Annotated in this window: 13 protein-coding genes and 1 tRNA gene; 13 read left to right on the top strand and 1 reads right to left on the bottom strand. The window is 62.3% G+C overall.

Features of this window, described 5'->3' with window-relative positions; genetic code table 11:
- Nucleotides 1-42: 42 nt before the first annotated feature.
- The 5 genes from H6B31_RS02695 to H6B31_RS02715 all read left to right on the top strand — a co-directional run bounded on the left by H6B31_RS02695 (nucleotide 43) and on the right by H6B31_RS02715 (nucleotide 6,002).
- Nucleotides 43-1,659, top strand: coding sequence for an amidohydrolase (locus tag H6B31_RS02695; RefSeq protein ID WP_204897090.1), 1,617 nt, complete (start codon nucleotides 43-45; stop codon nucleotides 1,657-1,659).
- Nucleotides 1,656-2,999: a branched-chain amino acid transport system II carrier protein gene (locus tag H6B31_RS02700; RefSeq protein WP_204897091.1), complete on the top strand. Its 1,344-nt coding sequence runs from the start codon at nucleotides 1,656-1,658 to the stop codon at nucleotides 2,997-2,999. The genes H6B31_RS02695 and H6B31_RS02700 overlap by 4 nt, the downstream gene beginning before the upstream one ends.
- Nucleotides 3,000-3,109: 110 nt before the next feature.
- A complete protein-coding gene (locus tag H6B31_RS02705) occupies nucleotides 3,110-4,330 on the top strand; it encodes a M20 metallopeptidase family protein (RefSeq protein WP_207752242.1) in 1,221 nt (406 codons plus the stop codon).
- A gap of 96 nt (nucleotides 4,331-4,426) precedes the next feature.
- Complete coding sequence (locus H6B31_RS02710; RefSeq protein WP_243418807.1) at nucleotides 4,427-5,818, top strand: YfcC family protein; 1,392 nt, start codon at nucleotides 4,427-4,429, stop codon at nucleotides 5,816-5,818.
- Between the two features lie 108 nt (nucleotides 5,819-5,926).
- Nucleotides 5,927-6,002, top strand: a tRNA-Ala gene (locus H6B31_RS02715).
- Nucleotides 6,003-6,148: 146 nt separating this feature from the next.
- Here the strand turns inward: H6B31_RS02715 and H6B31_RS02720 are convergent.
- Nucleotides 6,149-7,084, bottom strand: a complete 936-nt coding sequence (locus tag H6B31_RS02720; protein ID WP_204897093.1) for a helix-turn-helix transcriptional regulator — start codon at nucleotides 7,082-7,084, stop codon at nucleotides 6,149-6,151.
- Nucleotides 7,085-7,280: 196 nt separating this feature from the next.
- Between H6B31_RS02720 and H6B31_RS02725 the strand changes: the two genes are divergently transcribed.
- The 8 genes from H6B31_RS02725 to H6B31_RS02760 all read left to right on the top strand — a co-directional run bounded on the left by H6B31_RS02725 (nucleotide 7,281) and on the right by H6B31_RS02760 (nucleotide 15,940).
- The gene (locus tag H6B31_RS02725) at nucleotides 7,281-8,420 is read left to right on the top strand and encodes a Gfo/Idh/MocA family protein (protein WP_204897094.1); all 1,140 of its coding nucleotides are present in this window, start codon (nucleotides 7,281-7,283) and stop codon (nucleotides 8,418-8,420) included.
- 45 nt (nucleotides 8,421-8,465) lie between these two features.
- On the top strand, nucleotides 8,466-9,467 hold the full coding sequence (locus H6B31_RS02730) for a sugar phosphate isomerase/epimerase family protein (protein WP_204897095.1): 1,002 nt from the start codon (nucleotides 8,466-8,468) through the stop codon (nucleotides 9,465-9,467).
- 39 nt (nucleotides 9,468-9,506) lie between these two features.
- On the top strand, nucleotides 9,507-10,541 hold the full coding sequence (locus tag H6B31_RS02735) for a TIM barrel protein (protein ID WP_204897096.1): 1,035 nt from the start codon (nucleotides 9,507-9,509) through the stop codon (nucleotides 10,539-10,541).
- 21 nt (nucleotides 10,542-10,562) lie between these two features.
- Nucleotides 10,563-11,396, top strand: coding sequence for a class II fructose-bisphosphate aldolase (locus H6B31_RS02740; RefSeq protein ID WP_204897097.1), 834 nt, complete (start codon nucleotides 10,563-10,565; stop codon nucleotides 11,394-11,396).
- Between the two features lie 7 nt (nucleotides 11,397-11,403).
- Nucleotides 11,404-12,465 carry a carbohydrate kinase family protein gene (locus H6B31_RS02745; RefSeq protein WP_204897098.1) on the top strand — a complete coding sequence of 354 codons (1,062 nt, stop codon included), beginning with the start codon at nucleotides 11,404-11,406 and terminating at the stop codon, nucleotides 12,463-12,465.
- A 324-nt stretch (nucleotides 12,466-12,789) separates the two neighbouring features.
- Nucleotides 12,790-13,617 carry a helix-turn-helix transcriptional regulator gene (locus H6B31_RS02750; protein ID WP_204897099.1) on the top strand — a complete coding sequence of 276 codons (828 nt, stop codon included), beginning with the start codon at nucleotides 12,790-12,792 and terminating at the stop codon, nucleotides 13,615-13,617.
- 167 nt (nucleotides 13,618-13,784) lie between these two features.
- Nucleotides 13,785-14,276: a hypothetical protein gene (locus tag H6B31_RS02755; RefSeq protein ID WP_204897100.1), complete on the top strand. Its 492-nt coding sequence runs from the start codon at nucleotides 13,785-13,787 to the stop codon at nucleotides 14,274-14,276.
- On the top strand, nucleotides 14,273-15,940 hold the full coding sequence (locus H6B31_RS02760) for an NAD(P)H-hydrate dehydratase (protein WP_204897101.1): 1,668 nt from the start codon (nucleotides 14,273-14,275) through the stop codon (nucleotides 15,938-15,940). The genes H6B31_RS02755 and H6B31_RS02760 overlap by 4 nt, the downstream gene beginning before the upstream one ends.
- Nucleotides 15,941-16,190 lie beyond the last annotated feature (250 nt).

The raw sequence follows: 16,190 nt of genomic DNA on the forward strand, positions 1-16,190 counted from the left end.
TTTGCTGTAATGTACAATATGACAGAAAGGGGGCTGTGCTCTATGCACGCAAATCGGAAAACTGCCTATATCAACGGAAAGATCTTCACCTCTGACCGGGAGAATCTCCACGCGGAGGCGATGACGGTGGAGAATGGCCGCATCACCTGGGTGGGCGCCCAGGCCGACCTGCCCGCCGGTCCCTATGATGAGACGGTGGATCTCCAGGGCCGTCGGGTTCTCCCCGGGTTTGTGGACGCCCACGAGCATCCGGTGATGCTGGCGGACTTCAGCAAAAAGATTTCCAGCCTGCCGCCCAAGGTCAACTCCATCGAGGAGCTCAAGCAGGCCATCCGGGACGTGCGGGAGCAGCAGGGCCCCGGCAAGTGGATCGAGGGCTGGGGCTATGACGAGGGCAAGCTGGCGGAAAAGCGCTCCCCCACCCGCTACGATCTGGATGAGGGGTGCAGCGACTCCCCCGTGTCCATCATCCGCACCTGCGGCCACATCCGTTGTGTGAACAGCAAGGCCCTGGAGATGGCGGGCATCACCAAGGACACCCCCGACCCCCAGGGCGGCCAGATTGACCGGGATGAGAACGGCGAGCCCACCGGCGTCCTCCGGGAGTCCGCCCGCAACCTGGTCACCCCCCTGATCCCCGAGACCACCGAGGAGCAGAAGGTGGACCTGGTGGTGGATCTGGGCAAGCTGCTCTCCTCCCAGGGCATCACTGCCACCTGCGACATGGGCAATCTGGACCCCTCGGACAGCTATGATACATACATGGCGGCCGTCAAGAAGGGGTTCTGCCAGAAGGTCGGCGTCTACTACATGTGGGAGTTCTTTGCCGACGACCCGAAGTTCCAGATCCCCGAGTCCCGCTTTGACCGCTCTCAGCAGATCTTTGCCGCCGGTCTGAAGCTCATCGGCGACGGCAGCGTCTCCGGCCGCACCGCCTGGATGAACGAGCCCTACCTGGACAGCGATGAGTGCGGCTTCCCCGTGTGCTCCGACGAGCTGATGGAGAGCGCCATCGCCTACTGCAAGGAGCACCACTGCCAGCTGTCCATGCACGCCATGGGCGGCCACGCCATCGACCGCATCGTGGACCGGGTCTATCCGGAGGAGAAGTGGACCGAGGGCGATGTGCCCCACCTGCGCATGGAGCACTGGACCGAGCCCTCTGAGTCCGCCATCCGCAAGAGCGCCGAGAAGGGGCTGGCGGTGGCCACTCAGCCCATTTTCCTCTACGCGGAGATCGAGAGCTACCTGACCAACCTGGGCGTGGAGCGCATGAAGAAGACCTACCCCATCCAGGACCTGCTGAAGGCGGGCGTGCCCTTCTGCTTCTCCACCGACGCCCCCGCCACCTCCTGGGCCGTGCCCTCCGATCCCTTCCCCTGCCTGAAGGGCGGCGTTACCCGCACCGCCTGGGACGGCACCGACTGCGGCCCCGACAATCGGGTGGACATCGAGACCGCCATCCAGCTCTACACCCGGGAGGGCGCCCGTGTGGCCGGCATCCCGGAGATCGGTGAACTGAAGGCCGGTTATCACGCCGATTTCATTACCCTCAGTGAGGACATCCTCTCCGTAGACCCCATGAAGATCGACCAGGTCTATGTCACCGCCACCTATGTGGACGGCGAAAAGGTTTATGAAAGTGAGGCCAAATCATGAAACAGAGCCGGACGAAAGATATTTTTGTACTGGGATTTGCCATGTTCGCCATCTTCTTCGGCGCCGGCAACCTGATCTTTCCCCCGTCCATCGGCATTAACACCGGCGAGGATGTCATCTTCGGAATCGCCGGCATGACGCTCACCGGAATCCTGTTCCCCATGCTGGCCATGTACGCCGTGGTCAATATGGGCACAGATTTCCACGACCTGTCCTACCACATCAACTCCTGGTGGCACCAGCTGTTCCGGGGCATCGGCCTGCTGATCGTCCTGTTCGGCACCATTCCCCGCTGCGGCGCAGTGGCGGCTGAGACCGGACTGCGGGGCATCGCCCCCGACCTGCCCGACTGGGCCAATGTGGTATTCCTGGTGGCCTTCTTCGCCCTGTCCTACTTCTTTGCCAGCAACCGCTCCAAGGTAGTGGACATGATCGGTACCTACGCCACCCCCATCCTGCTCATTGCTCTGCTGATTATCGTGGTGATGGTGTTTGCCATCCCCATCGGTTCCCCCACCGGCGGAACAGTGGACAATGCTTTTTCCTACTCTATGCTCACCGCCTATAATACCGGCGACATTCCCACCGGCCTGATCTGTGCCGGCGTGTTCCTGGGCAGCGTGAAGGAAAAAGGCTACACCCAGTACAAGGACCAGAAGGCTATTCTGGTGCGCTCCATTCTGGTCTCCCTCACCATCCTGTTCGTCGTTTACGGCGGCCTGTGCTGGCTGGGCGCCTGCGGCACTCCCTACTTTGCCCCCGATATGGACCAGACTGCGCTCCTCAACGGCTTGGTGGAGATGCTGGCCGGGCGGGTAAGCCTGGTGGTTCTGGCCATCGCCGTGATCTTCGCCTGCTTCACCACCGCCTCCGGCATGATTGCCACGGTCTCCGACTGGATCATTGACTGGACGAAGGGCAAGATCCCCTATCGGATCGTCGCCTTTGTGGTCACGCTGATCATTTTCCTGGTTGCCGCCACCGGCGTGAGCAACGTGCTGGTAATTTCCGGCCCGCTGTTCACCCTGATCTTCCCCATGTCTGTGGTGATGACCGTCCTGGGCGTGTGCAAGAAGTTCGTACCCAACGACGGCGCCTGGAAGGGCGCGGTCTACATGGCCACCCTGGTCAGCGTCTACGACGCCTTTGTCACCGCCCGCTCCAGCGGCCTTGTCTCCATCAACACCGACGCCCTGGACAGCCTGATTGCCATGATCCCCCTGAGCGAGTATGGCTTTGACTGGCTGATCCCCACCGTCATCGGCTTTATCGTGGGCGCCGTGATCTGGAAGGCTTTGGGCAAGGAGTCCAAGCCGGACGCCGCCCTTTCTTCTACCTGATCCCCATTTGTGCGGGCACCCCCGTCCGGCATCTGCCGGGCGGGGGCGGTGCCGCACCTGCCGCATTTTTACAGCAAACCCAATGTAAGGGACGAAAGGAGAGAACAAACATGAAATCCCTGTACCAGGAGGCAAAGGCGATTCAAGATCAGATCGTGGCCGACCGCCGCTACCTCCACCAGATCCCGGAGGTGGGCATGGACCTGCCGGAGTCTGCCGCCTACATTGAGAAGCGGCTCTCCGAGATGGGCATTCCCTCCCACCGGTGCGGCGTGATGCCGGACGAAATCCGGAAAAAGTATGTGGCCATGGGCTTCCCAGACATGGCCGCCTCCACCGGCGTGGTGGCCACCATCGGCAGCGGGAGCCCCTGCATCCTGCTGCGGGCGGACTTTGACGCCCTGCCCATGGAGGAGATCAACGATCTGCCCTTCTGCTCCAAGCGCAAGGCCAGCCACATGTGCGGCCACGACACCCACGCCGCCATGCTGCTGGGAGCGGCCAAGCTGCTGAAGGACCATGAGTCTGAACTGAAGGGGACGGTCAAGCTCATGTTCCAGCCCGGCGAGGAGATGGGCTACGGCTCCAAGACCATGATCGACGACGGCCTGCTGGAGAACCCCAAGGTGGACGCCGCCTTCGCGCTGCACATCTTTTCCACCACCCCGGTGGGAGAGGTGACCTACTGCACCGGCGTCACAAGCTCCTCTCTGGACAGCTTCATCGTGAACATCCAGGGCAAGGGCGGACACAGCTCCACCCCGCAGCTCTCCATTGACCCCCTGATGATTGCCAACCAGATCTATACCGCGGCCAATATGCTCATGACCCGGGAGGTGGACCCCAAGGCCACCGCAACCCTGTCCGCCGGTGTGCTCCGGTCCGGCACGGCGGTCAATATCCTTCCGGATACCGCCACCCTCCAGATGGGCATGCGTACCTATGACAAGGAGGCCCGGGCCCATATCCTGGAGCGGCTGCCCCAGATCATCGACCACTATGTAAAAGCCTGGCGGGGCGATTACGAGCTGGTCACCTTCAACTGCCCCTGCACCTACACCGACGACACGGTCTCCCATGAACTGCTTCCTGCCATCGCGGAAATTGTGGGAGAGGAAAATATCTCGAATACCGGACCCATGGCTGGCACAGAGGACTTCAGCTATGTGGCCGAGGCCGTTCCCAGCATGTTTATCTGCCTGGGCGCCGGCGGTCCCGACCAGTATCCCCACCACAATCCCCGCATGGTGCTGGACGAGAGCGTCTTCTTCCAGGGAGCCGCCATCCACGCCAACTGCGCCATGGAGTGGCTGAACCAGCACGGAAAGTAATTCCTCGTCCGGAAGAATCCCATAGAAATGAATCAGGCACGATGCCAAACCAATCACACCGAAAGGAGTGCGCGGATGCCTGCCGCGCAGACAGCTATGGAAAAGAAAAAACGTTCCTTCGCAATGCCCCATGTTTTTGTAATCCTCACCATCATCATGCTGCTGGTATGGGCCATCTCCTTCTTTGTGCCCAGCGGTAACTTCGAGCGGGTGCTGGACCCCAACTCCGGACGTGAGATTGTCAACCCCGATGTGTTCAACTTCGTGGAGAAAGAATACATCATGCCGGACACCTTCTTCCAGACCTTCTACAACGGCATTGTGGGCGGTATCAGCATCATGGCCAACCTGCTCATCTGCTCCGGCGTACTGGGCTTCCTGGAGTCCACCGGCGCCTTCTCCGCCGGTATTCACAAGCTGGTCCGGGCCACCAAGGGCAAGGAACTGAGCCTGGTGGTCATCATGTATGTGCTGTTCACCGTGTTCGGCGTGCTGGGCTACGGCGAGGGCGCATACCCCTTCTATGGCCTGGCGGTCATGGTGATCATGTCGGCGGGCTATGACCGGATGACCGGTGCGGCCACCGTCATCCTGGGCTCCTGCGGCAGCTTTGCCTGCGGCATGCTGAATATGTTCACCACCGGCGTCTCCCAGCAGATCGTGGGCCTGCCCATGTTCTCCGGCATGTGGTACCGGGCCGTCGTGCTGGTGGTCTTCTTCACCATCGGCCTGGTCTTCCTGCTCCACTACGCTATCAAAACCCGCAAGGACCCCACCAAGAGCTACTGCTATGAGGAGTACAAGGACCAGGACGCCAGCGCCTCTCTGGGCGAGGAGGTTCCCATGGACTGGCGGCGGGTCACCGCCCTGATCGGCTTCCTGGTGCTCACCATCATCCAGGGCTACGGCTGTGTGGCGCTGAAGTGGAGCTTCCCCAACATCACCGCCATGTACATCATCTTTATGATTCTCCTGGCCCTCTTGTTCCGGATCTCCCCCAACGAGGTGTGCAACCGCTTCACTGCCGGCGCCGCCCGGGTCCTGGGTCCCGCTCTGGCCATCGGCTTCGCCAACGGCGTTATGGTCCTGCTCAACGAGGCCAACATCATGGACACCGCCGTGTACTACATGAGCAACGCCCTCCAGGGCAAGAGCCCCATGATTACCCTGCTCATCATCTACGTCTTTGTTACCTGTCTGAACTTCTTTGTGGTCTCCGGCTCCGGCAAGGCGGTCATGATGATGCCCATTCTCAGCCCCCTGGGCCAGATCCTCGGCATCAATCAGCAGGTCATGGTGCTCACCTATCAGCTGGGCGACGGCCTGACCAACTATCTGTGGCCCGCCGGCGCCGCCGTGGCCTGCGCCCTGTGCGGCATCGACTTTGGCAAGTGGTTCCGCTTTGCCATCAAAGCCATCGGCACCATGATGGTGGCGGCCTATATCCTGATCATTGTTGCGAACGCCATCAACTACGGTCCCTTCTAAGCGGCGAAAAAATTTTTCAGGAATTTGAAAATTTCTCTTGACAATCGAGACATGCCCTGCTAAAATAAACTTCGTTGTTCGCCAAGTGAACCGGCGGACGGCGAAGTTGGGGGTATAGCTCAGCTGGGAGAGCGCTTGAATGGCATTCAAGAGGTCAGCGGTTCGATCCCGCTTATCTCCACCAAAGAAACGAAAGAAGCTCGTTTTAACGCAAGTTAAAACGAGCTTCTTTCGTTTTGCCCGCATTTTTATAGATTGATATATCCGCTCTGCCGCCCTGGAACTGTGTCATATGTTCCGGGGCGGCAGAGCGTTCCGGGCGGAGGGAGCCTAACCGGGGATACGGGGCGGGGGAGAGAGGTATTTTTCCAACACGTCCCGGCTGGCAGAGGGGGAGAGAAACTCCTGGGTGGTGAAGGTGAAGTCCTGCCGCGGGGCATGACTGTCCCGCTGAGCATCCAGACGGTATTGGCGGGGGGAGCAGCTGAACTGCTGCGCAAACCCCTGGTTGAAGTATTTCAGATCGGAAAACCCGCAGGCGAGGCTGATGTCCAGCAGAGACAGGTTGGTACAGAGCAGGAGCTGCCGCGCTTTTTCGCAGCGCAGCTTGCGCACATAGGACTGAAAGGACAGACCAAAGGCGGATTTGAAAAAAGCGGAGAGATATCCCATGGTCAGCCCCAGTTCACGGGCCAGATCGGTGAGAAGCAGCTTTTCCGAGTAGTGGCGGTCGATGTAGCTGCTGATGGTCCGAATGCGCTGGGCCCGGTTGGCGGAGCTCTGCCGCTCCTTCTCAGAGATGCAGCGGGTGGGGGCCGCCTCCAGCAGCTGCTCAAAAAACAGGCAGATCAGCCCGGCACAGCGCAGGGGGGCGTACTCCTCCGGGGAGAAATATGTGCGGGCGATCTCCAGAAGGGATGCGGCCAGCGGAGAAATTTCATCGCCGCCCGCAGCGGGGGAGAGGGAAAATTCTATATTTTCCATCTGGGGAAAGATGCCGGAGAAGAAAGCCGGGGCGATCTGAAGGGACAGGATCAGGGCGGGCCGCTCCGCGATGAGCTCGTGGCTCTCAAAGGGGTTAATGACCCAGAGACTGCCAGCGGAGAAGGCGCGGCTGGAGCTGGGTGACAGCAGCTGCACGGAGCCGTCCAGAAGCAGGCACACCTCAAACTCCTTGTGCACATGCGGCGTGCGGTAGAGCAGGTTGTTCAGGAATATATTATAGTCCATGTTTCCATGGGAGATCACTTCAAATTCCTCGCACATTGGCTCCATCACCTCTAGACAAAGTATACAAAAAAATACACGGATAGGCAATCAGAAAAGTGAATTTGTCAGGAGAGAATCACAAACTAATCCAGGAAAAACAGGCGGCCCTGTCTTATAGTAAAAGAAGAATCCCCCTGTGGGAGGCAGAAGAACAGCGGCGCCGGCAGGCGTCCCAGAAAAGGAGGCTGACAGCATGAGCAGAACATTGACCTATGGTATGGTGGGAGGCGGCCCCGGTGCGTTTATCGGGGAGGCCCACCGGAAGGCCATCGCCCTGGACGGCTCGGCCCGGCTGGTGGCCGGGTGCTTCTCCCGGAGTCCGGAGAAGACCCGCGCCCTGGGGGAGGAGCTGGGCCTGGACCTGGAGCGGTGCTACGCCGACTACCGGGAGATGGCCCGGGCCGAGGCACAGCGGGAGGACGGCATCGACTTTGTGGTGGTGGTCACCCCCAACGTCACCCATTATGAGATCTGCAAGGCCTTTCTGGAGGCGGGCATCCACGTGTCCTGCGACAAGCCCCTGGCCACCGACAGCGCCCAGGGGGAGGAGCTGAAGCAGCTGGCCCAGGAGAAGGGGCTTCTCTTCATGGTCACCTACACCTACACCGGCCATGTCACCGCCAAGTACATCCGGGACCTGATTCGGGCCGGAGAGATCGGGACCATCCGCACCGTGATGGCCGAGTACCCCCAGGGCTGGCTGTACAGCGAGGACGACTGCGGCGGCAAGCAGGGGGCCTGGCGGTGCGACCCCGCCCAGTCGGGCAGGGTCAACTGCCTGGGGGACATCGGCACCCACGTGGAGAACGCGGTGTCCACCATGACCGGGCTGAAGATCAAGCGGCTGCTGGCCAAAATGGACGTGGTGGTTCCGGGCCGGAAGCTGGACGACAACGACCAGGTGCTGGTGGAGTACGAGGGGGGAGCCACCGGCGTCAACTGGTCCTGTCAGTTCGCCATCGGCTGTGACAACAGTTTACGCCTGCGTATCTACGGCTCCAAGGGGACCATCCTCTGGGACCAGGAGCGGTGCGAGGAGATCACCCTCATCCGGGAGGACGGCGTCGCCCGGACCATCAAGCGGGGCTACAAGGCGGTCACTCCCGCCGCGGCCAAGTACGGCCGCCTCCCCGCCGGACACACCGAGGGCTGGCTGGAGGCCATGGGCAACCTGTACGACAGCTTTACCCAGTGCGTGGCGGCCAAGCAGGCCGGCACCTTTACGGAGGACATGATCGACTACCCCACCATCGACGCGGGCATCCAGGGCCTGAAGTACGTGGAGGCCTGTCTGGAGAGCAACGAGAGGGGCAATGTGTGGGTAACCCTGTAAGACCGCACACAGACGGATGAAATGTTTGGAAAGGAGCAGACAGCTATGGCAAGACCAGTGACCATTTTTACCGGACAGTGGGCGGATCTCTCCATGGAGGAGATGTGCAGGACCGCCAAGGAGATGGGCTATGAGGGGCTGGAGATCGCCTCCTGGGGCCAGATCGATGTGGAAAAGGCGGCCGAGGACCTGAACTATGTGAAGGAGCTGAAGGGCAAGCTGGAGGAGTACGGCCTGGGCTGCTGGGCCATCGGCATGCACCTGCCGGGCCAGTGCGTGGGCGATGCGGAGATCTGGGCCTATGACCCCCGTCTGGACAACTTCGCCCCCTCCGCCCTGGCGGGCAAGCCGGAGGAGATCCGGGCCTGGGGCGTCCATCAGATGGAGTGCGCCGCCAAGGCGGCCCGGAACATGGGAGTGAAGGTGGTCACCTTCTTCATGGGCTCCCCCATCTGGAAGATGTGGTACTCCTTCCCCCAGACCTCCCAGGAGCAGGTGGATGCGGGCTATCAGCGCATCAAGGAGCTGTGGTCCCCGATTATGGACGTGTATGACCAGTGCGGAGTGAAGCTGGCCCTGGAGGTCCACCCCACCGAGATCGCCTACGACTACTGGAGCACCAAGAAGCTGCTGGAGACCTTCGAGTACCGCCCCACCCTGGGCATCAACTTCGACCCCAGCCACCTGATCTGGCAGGGGCTGGACCCGGCCATGTTCCTCTTCGACTTTGCCGACCGGATCTACCACGTCCACATCAAGGACGCCAAGCTGAACCTGAACGGCCGCAACGGCATCCTGGGCTCCCACATCACCTTCGGGGACCAGCGGCGGGGCTGGAACTTCGTCTCCCCCGGCCACGGGGACGTGGACTTTGACAACATCATCCGGGTGCTCAACCAGATCGGCTACGACGGCCCCCTGTCCATTGAGTGGGAGGACAGCGGCATGGAGCGGATCTTCGGCGGCACCGAGGCCTGTGCGTTTACCAAGAAGATCAACTTCTCCCCCTCCAACGTGGCCTTTGACGACGCTATGAAAACAGACTGAGACAAGTTTTGACCATTGACAGAAAGGAGCCGGTGCGCTATGACCAAATTCAAATTTTCCGTGGGCCCCTGGAACGTACATGAGGGGGTGGACACCTACGGCCCCGCCACCCGCAGCACCATCCCCATCGAGGAGAAGTTCAAGAAGTTTGCCGAGCTGGGCTTCTCCGCCGTCCAGTTCCACGACGACGACGCGGTGCCCAATATCAACGACTACACCGAGGAGGAGATCAAGGAGAAGGCCCGGGAGCTGAAGAAAACCCTGGACAAGTACAACCTGAAGGCGGAGTTTGTGGCCCCCCGCCTGTGGATGGACCCCCACACGGTGGACGGCGGCTATATGAGCACCTCGGCGGAGGACCGGGAGTACGCCATGTGGCGCTCCTACCGCTCCATCGACATCGCCAACGAGCTGGGCACCGACCTGGTGGTTCTGTGGCTGGCTCGGGAGGGCACTCTGTGCGCCGAGAGCAAGTCCCCGGTATGGGCCACCAAAATGCTCATCGAGTCCATCAACAAGATGCTGGAGTACGACCCCAAAATCCGCATCTGCATCGAGCCCAAGCCCAACGAGCCTATTGACCGGAGCATCTGCGGCACCATGGGCCACGTGATGGCCATTTCGGCGGCCACCATCGACCCCGCCCGGGTGGGCGGCAACCTGGAGAGCGCCCACGCCATCCTGGCCGGCCTGGACCCGGCCCACGAGATCGGCTTCGCCATGGCCATGGGCAAGCTGATGACCGTCCACCTCAACGACCAGAACGGCATCCGCTATGACCAAGATAAAACCTTCGGCGTGGAGAACCTGCGGGCTGCCTTCAACCAGGTGAAGGTGCTGAAGGAGAACGACTACGGCAGCCACGGGGAGTACGTGGGCCTGGACGTGAAGGCCATGCGCACCACCCGGGACGAGGACTGCTATAAACACCTGGAGAACAGCCTGAACATCTTCAAGGCCCTGGAGGAGAAGGTGGAGCGCTTCGACTACGACTTCCAGAGGAAGTGCGTGGAGAACCGGGACTTTGAGGCCCTGGAGATGTACGTGATGAACCTGCTCATGGGGCTTGTGTAAGGAAACGGGAGTGAACAAGACATGCTGGTTACACTGCGAGAGGTGCTGAAGGACGCCCAGGAGAAGAAATACGGGGTGGGCCTGTTCAACACCGTCAATCTGGAGATGGCCAAGGGCGTGCTGACCGCGGCGGAGGAGCTGAACAGCCCGGTGATCATCGGCACGGCGGAGGTGCTGCTGCCCACCGCCGGTCTGGAGGAGCTGGCCTATTTCCTGCTGCCCATGGCCCGGAAGGCGTCCGTTCCGGTGGTCCTCCACTACGACCACGGCCTCACCGAGCCGAAGATCATGGAGGCCCTGCGCCTGGGGTTCTCCTCCATTATGTACGACTGCTCCACCGACAGCTATGAGAACAACGTGCGCCGGGTGGCCCGGATGGTGGAGATCGCCCATCTGTTCGGCGCCACCGTGGAGGGGGAGCTGGGCCACGTGGGAGCCAATGAGACGGGCTCCGGCGACGAGGGCATCTACACCCAGCCGGAGCAGGCCCGGGACTTTGTGGAGCGCACCGGGGTGGACGCTCTGGCGGTGGCCATTGGCACCGCCCACGGAGCCTATAAAGAGAAGCCCAAGCTGGACATCGGCCGGCTCTCCCAGATCACCCACACCGTCTCCACACCCCTGGTCCTCCACGGGGGCAGCGGCCTGTCCGACGAGGACTTCCGGAACTGCGTGGCCAACGGCATCTGCAAGGTGAACATCTTCACCGACATCAACTGCGCGGCGGCCCGGGCGGCCCACGACGGCTACCGGGAGGGCTGCGGCCTCACCGACCTGCAAGACGGAATCACCCAGGCGGTGAAGGAGGAGACCATGAAGAAAATGCGGGTCTTCGGCAGCGCCGGCAGGGGGTAAGGACACGATGGCGGGAACGATCATTGTGGCCGGGCACATCTGCCTGGACATCACTCCAGTCTTTCAGTCGGAGCGGGCGCAGCCCCTCTCCCAGGTCCTGACCCCCGGAAAGCTGGTCCAGATGAAGGACGTGAACATCAACACCGGCGGCGCCGTGGCCAACACCGGCCTGGCCCTGAAGCTGCTGGGGGCGGATGTGGAGCTGATGGGCAAGGTGGGGGACGACGAGTTCGGCCGGATCGTCCTGGACCGCCTGCGCGCCTATGGGGTGGAGGAGGGCAGCATGATTGTCTCACAGGACAGCAGTACCTCCTACTCCGTCGTCATTGCCCCGCCGGGCACCGATCGGATTTTTCTGCACAACCCGGGGGCCAACAACACCTTCCGGGCCCGGGACCTGGACTTCGCCAAAATTGCCCGGGCGGACTTCTTCCACTTCGGCTATCCCCCCATCATGCGGCATATGTACGAAGACGGCGGGGCGGAGCTGGCAGAGATCTTCCGCCGGGTCAAGGGGCTGGGCCTCACCACCTCCCTTGATATGGCGGCGGTGGACCCGGACTCGGAGGCGGCGCGGGCGGACTGGGAGGAAATTCTCAAAAACGTCCTGCCCTATGTGGACTACTTTGTCCCCAGCGCGGAGGAGCTGTGCTTCATGGCCGACCGGGAGCGGTACCAGGAGTGGCTGGCCCGGGCGGGCGGCGGGGATGTGACCGCCGTCCTCCACTGGGAGGAGGATATCCGCCCCATGGCCCGGAAGGTCCTGGCCATGGGCGCCCGAAATCTGCTCATCAAGTGCGGCGCCCCCGGCCTGTACTACACCGACGGCACGCGGGAGCTCTTTGAGCGCAGCTATAAACCGGAGCGGGTCCTCTCCGGCACCGGTGCGGGGGACACCAGCATCGCCGCCTTCCTGAAGGCGCTGATGGACGGATATTCCGTGGAGGACTGCCTTCACCTTGCGGCGGCCACGGGGGCCAGCTGCGTGAAGGCCTACGACGCCCTCAGCGGCCTGCGCCCCTTTGAGGAGCTGCTCCGCAAGATAGAGGCCGGATGGGAGAAACAGTGAGGGCGTCGCAGAGGGACTTTTCTGCGGGATAGGTTCAGCCACCCCTGCTGTCCTGAATGTCTTTTGTGACCTAGCGGAAGGACCTGCCGGTCCAGAGGGAACGGCAGGTCCTTCCGCCTTTGTTTGATGCGGCGGCCTGTGGCTGCGCCGCTTTTTGTTGGAGCCGCCCTGAATCGGAGTGAAAAAGTGCCGCCGGACCGGCCGGAGCCGAAAAAATGGGGTGTACGCGCCTGTCAACTGCCGGTTGACAGGGTGTAAGGGCCGGCCGCTTGCCAAATATTCCGCCATGAGGTAGGATAGAGGCGGAAGAAGGGAGTGAGCGCCATGACGCTAGGACAGAGAATTCAAGAGCACCGCCTCCGGCTGGAGCTGTCCCAGGAGGCCCTGGGGGAAAGGCTGGGGGTGTCCCGCCAGGCAGTGAGCAAATGGGAGGCGGACGCCGCTGTGCCGGATACTGACAAGTTGATTGCCTTGTCAAAGCTGTTTGGGCTCTCCCTCAATGAGCTGCTCCAGGTGGAGGGGCCGGAGGCAGGGCAAGCGGCAGAAAATGCGGAGGAAACTCCGCGGTCTGAGCTGCGCGAAGAGGAAAAGCCTGGGAAAAAGAAAATACATGCCGCTCCATGGCTGATCCCGGGTTTGGCTGTCCTAGCCCTGGTCCTGGGCCTGACTGCCATGACGGTTTCCTTCGGGCGGATGGCGGGGCAACTCAACGATCGTATTACCCGGCTGGAGCTGCGTGTGAACCAGTTGGAAACTGTCTCTACATTGGACCCGGCGGACCTGGTGGCCCGCTGGGAGATCCGGCCGGGGCAGGGGGACACTGTGGTGGAGGCGTACAGCGAGATGCCGTCCCTGGATGTGCCGGTGGAGGTCATGCTCACCCAGAACCGGGAGGAGGAGCCCATGGAGGTGGAGTTTGTATTCTCCGACGAGGGAATCGATCCCATCCGGGCAGAGGGCCAGGCGGCCCCCGGGGTCCCCAATCTGTATTCCGCTGTGCTGACCATTCCACTGGACCACTGTATCAGCGGGACCGGGACCCTGTCGGTGGTGTTTCGCCAGGGCGGCGCGGAGTATTTGCAGCCGCTGGCTGAGAGCCTGGGGATTTTTCCTGACACAGTGGACTTTGACCCTGTGCTGGAGCGGGAATAGACGGAGGTGCCGGATCGTGCATAAAGAAGGAGCGACGGAGAGAAAACTCCATTCGCCGCTCCTTCCTTTTTTGTTCCCTGGGTGGTACCATAATGGCGGAATGTGTGGTACAATACCCAAAAACAGAAGCGGAGGAGTGGGACCGGGTGAAAACGGTTTATTGGGATATGAGTGAGCTTTCGCCCAACAGCGGTGTCTTTGGCATTAGCAGCAGTGAAGTCAATGTGGTCCCCGCCGGGACCACCCTCAATGTGATGTCCGCCCGGGAGCGGGAGAGGATGCCCCAGTATGGGGAGATCGAGGAGCGGTACGGCATCTTCTTTTTCTTTTCGGACCGGGATGAGCCGGAACTCCCATTTTTTGCGGTGCCTCACCTGGAACTCTTTGCCCGGGACCGGGAGGGCGGATGGTTTGGAACGTCGAACCAAGGCGAGGAGGAAGTTTACTATATCACACCAGAGGGGGAGCCCTTTCGGGTGTCGAGCAGTATGAAGGAATTTGCCCGCCGCCTGCTGGCGGGGGAGGACTGGAGGGAGCTGTGGGAGCCGGCCCAGGAGCTGGCCCTCTACCCCTCCAAGGAGGCGGCCGCCCAGGCGGTGGAGCTGGTCCCACTGTCGGAGCTGCTGCCCAAAGACTGGAAAGGAGCGGAGGAGCGATGATGGTTGCCACGGCGGCCCAGATGAAGGAGCTGGACCGGCAGGCCATAGAGGAATACGGCATCCCGTCCCTGGATCTGATGGAGCGGGCCGCCCTGGGGGTGGCCGGCGCGGTCTGGAGTCTGGTGGGCCGGGAGGACGAGGAAGAAGGAGTCATTGGTGGAGCTGACGGGCCCATCGCCATCCTGGTGGGCGGAGCGGACCGGAAGGAGGCGCAGAGGGAGCAGGAGCGGCTCCAGAACCTGGCCAACGCCCTGGCGGAGGAGAAGGCCAAGAGCAAGGCCCCCTGGGTGGGAGTGCTGTGCGGTCCCGGCAACAACGGCGGGGACGGGGTGGCCGCTGCCCGCATCCTCATGGGCATGGGCTGCCGGGTCCGGGCCTTCCTGGTGGGGGACCGGTCCAAGATGACCCCGGACGAACGGGCCATGGAGGAGAAACTGAAGGAGGCCGGCGGGGCGCTGGAGGACTACCGGCCCCGGGACCAGGAACAGTCCTTCTGGCTGTCACAGTGCGACTGCCTGGTGGACGCCCTGTTCGGGGTGGGCCTGTCCCGGCCCATCGAGGGGGATTTCCTCTTTGCGGTCCACTTGATGCAGGACCGGCCCGATCTCCGGCGGGTGGTGTCCTGCGACATCCCATCCGGTGTCCACGCGGACACCGGGGAGGTGCTGGGAGAGGCCGTCCGCGCCGGGGTGACCGTCACCTTCACCTTTGCCAAGCCTGGACACTATCTGGGGGACGGGGCGGAGCATACGGGAAAACTTCGGGTCTATGACATCGGGATTCCAGACGAGCTGCAATACGGTGGAGAGGACCGCGTCCATGTGGAGACCATGGATGCGGGAGTGAGTCTGCCCAAGCGGAAGCCCAATACCCACAAGGGGGACTACGGAAAACTGTTCCTTCTGGCGGGGAGTGAGGGGTACACCGGCGCGCCGGTGCTGGCGGCCTCCGCCGCGGTGCGCAGCGGGGCGGGGCTGGTCTTTTTGGGGGTGCCCAGGGAGATCTACCCCATCGTGGCGGTGAAGTGCTCCTCGGCCATGCCCTTCCCCCTGCCGGAGCGGTACGGGGAGATCCTGGAGAAGGCCCGCTCCTGTGACGCGGCCCTCATCGGCCCCGGCCTGGGGAGAGCGCCCAAGACGGAAAAGCTGGTCCGCGCGCTGCTGGAGGATTTGGAAATTCCCGTGGTGCTGGACGCCGACGGCATAAATGCCCTGGCGGGGCATATGGATATACTGGACAGGCGGAAGGCCCTCACCGTGCTCACCCCCCACGACGGGGAGTTTGCCCGGCTCACCGGGACCGCCCTGCCCATCCAAAACCGCCTGAAGGCGGCCCAGTCCTTTGCCAGGGACTACCACTGTATTCTGGTGCTCAAGGGCCACCGGACCATCACCGCAGCCCCGGACGGCCGGGCCTGGATCAACACCAGCGGCAACCCGGGCATGGCCAAGGGGGGCAGCGGGGACGTGCTGGCAGGGCTGATCACCTCGTTCCTGGGGCAGAAGCAGTTGGAGTTTGGGTCTCCGGCAGCCCTAACCGCCGCGGCGGTGTACCTCCACGGCTTATCCGGAGATAGAGCGGCCCAGAAGTTCGGGGAATACGGCATGACGCCGGAGGATTTGATCGGGTGTATTCCGGAAACCCTGAAGGAACGGGAGCAGTAGGCGGGCGGCGTGTCCGGGAGGGGGCGCCCTATGACACAATCCCGCGTCCGGCGGCGGGGGCACACACCAGGGTGGCCTCTCTTGCCCTTTCGGGGCAATTCACCTTCAGCCCCCGCCCTACAAAGTGCCACAACCCACTGGGAACAGGCGGCCACATGGGGCCGCCCCTACAAAAGGTCCTAGACCTGCCCCCTCATCCGCCCCAGTGTGCGCACTGGGGCACCTTCCCCCCAAGGGGAAGGCTTAGCGG

It is taken from the genome of Pseudoflavonifractor capillosus, from assembly GCF_016899775.1.
Lineage (GTDB): Bacteria > Bacillota > Clostridia > Oscillospirales > Oscillospiraceae > Lawsonibacter.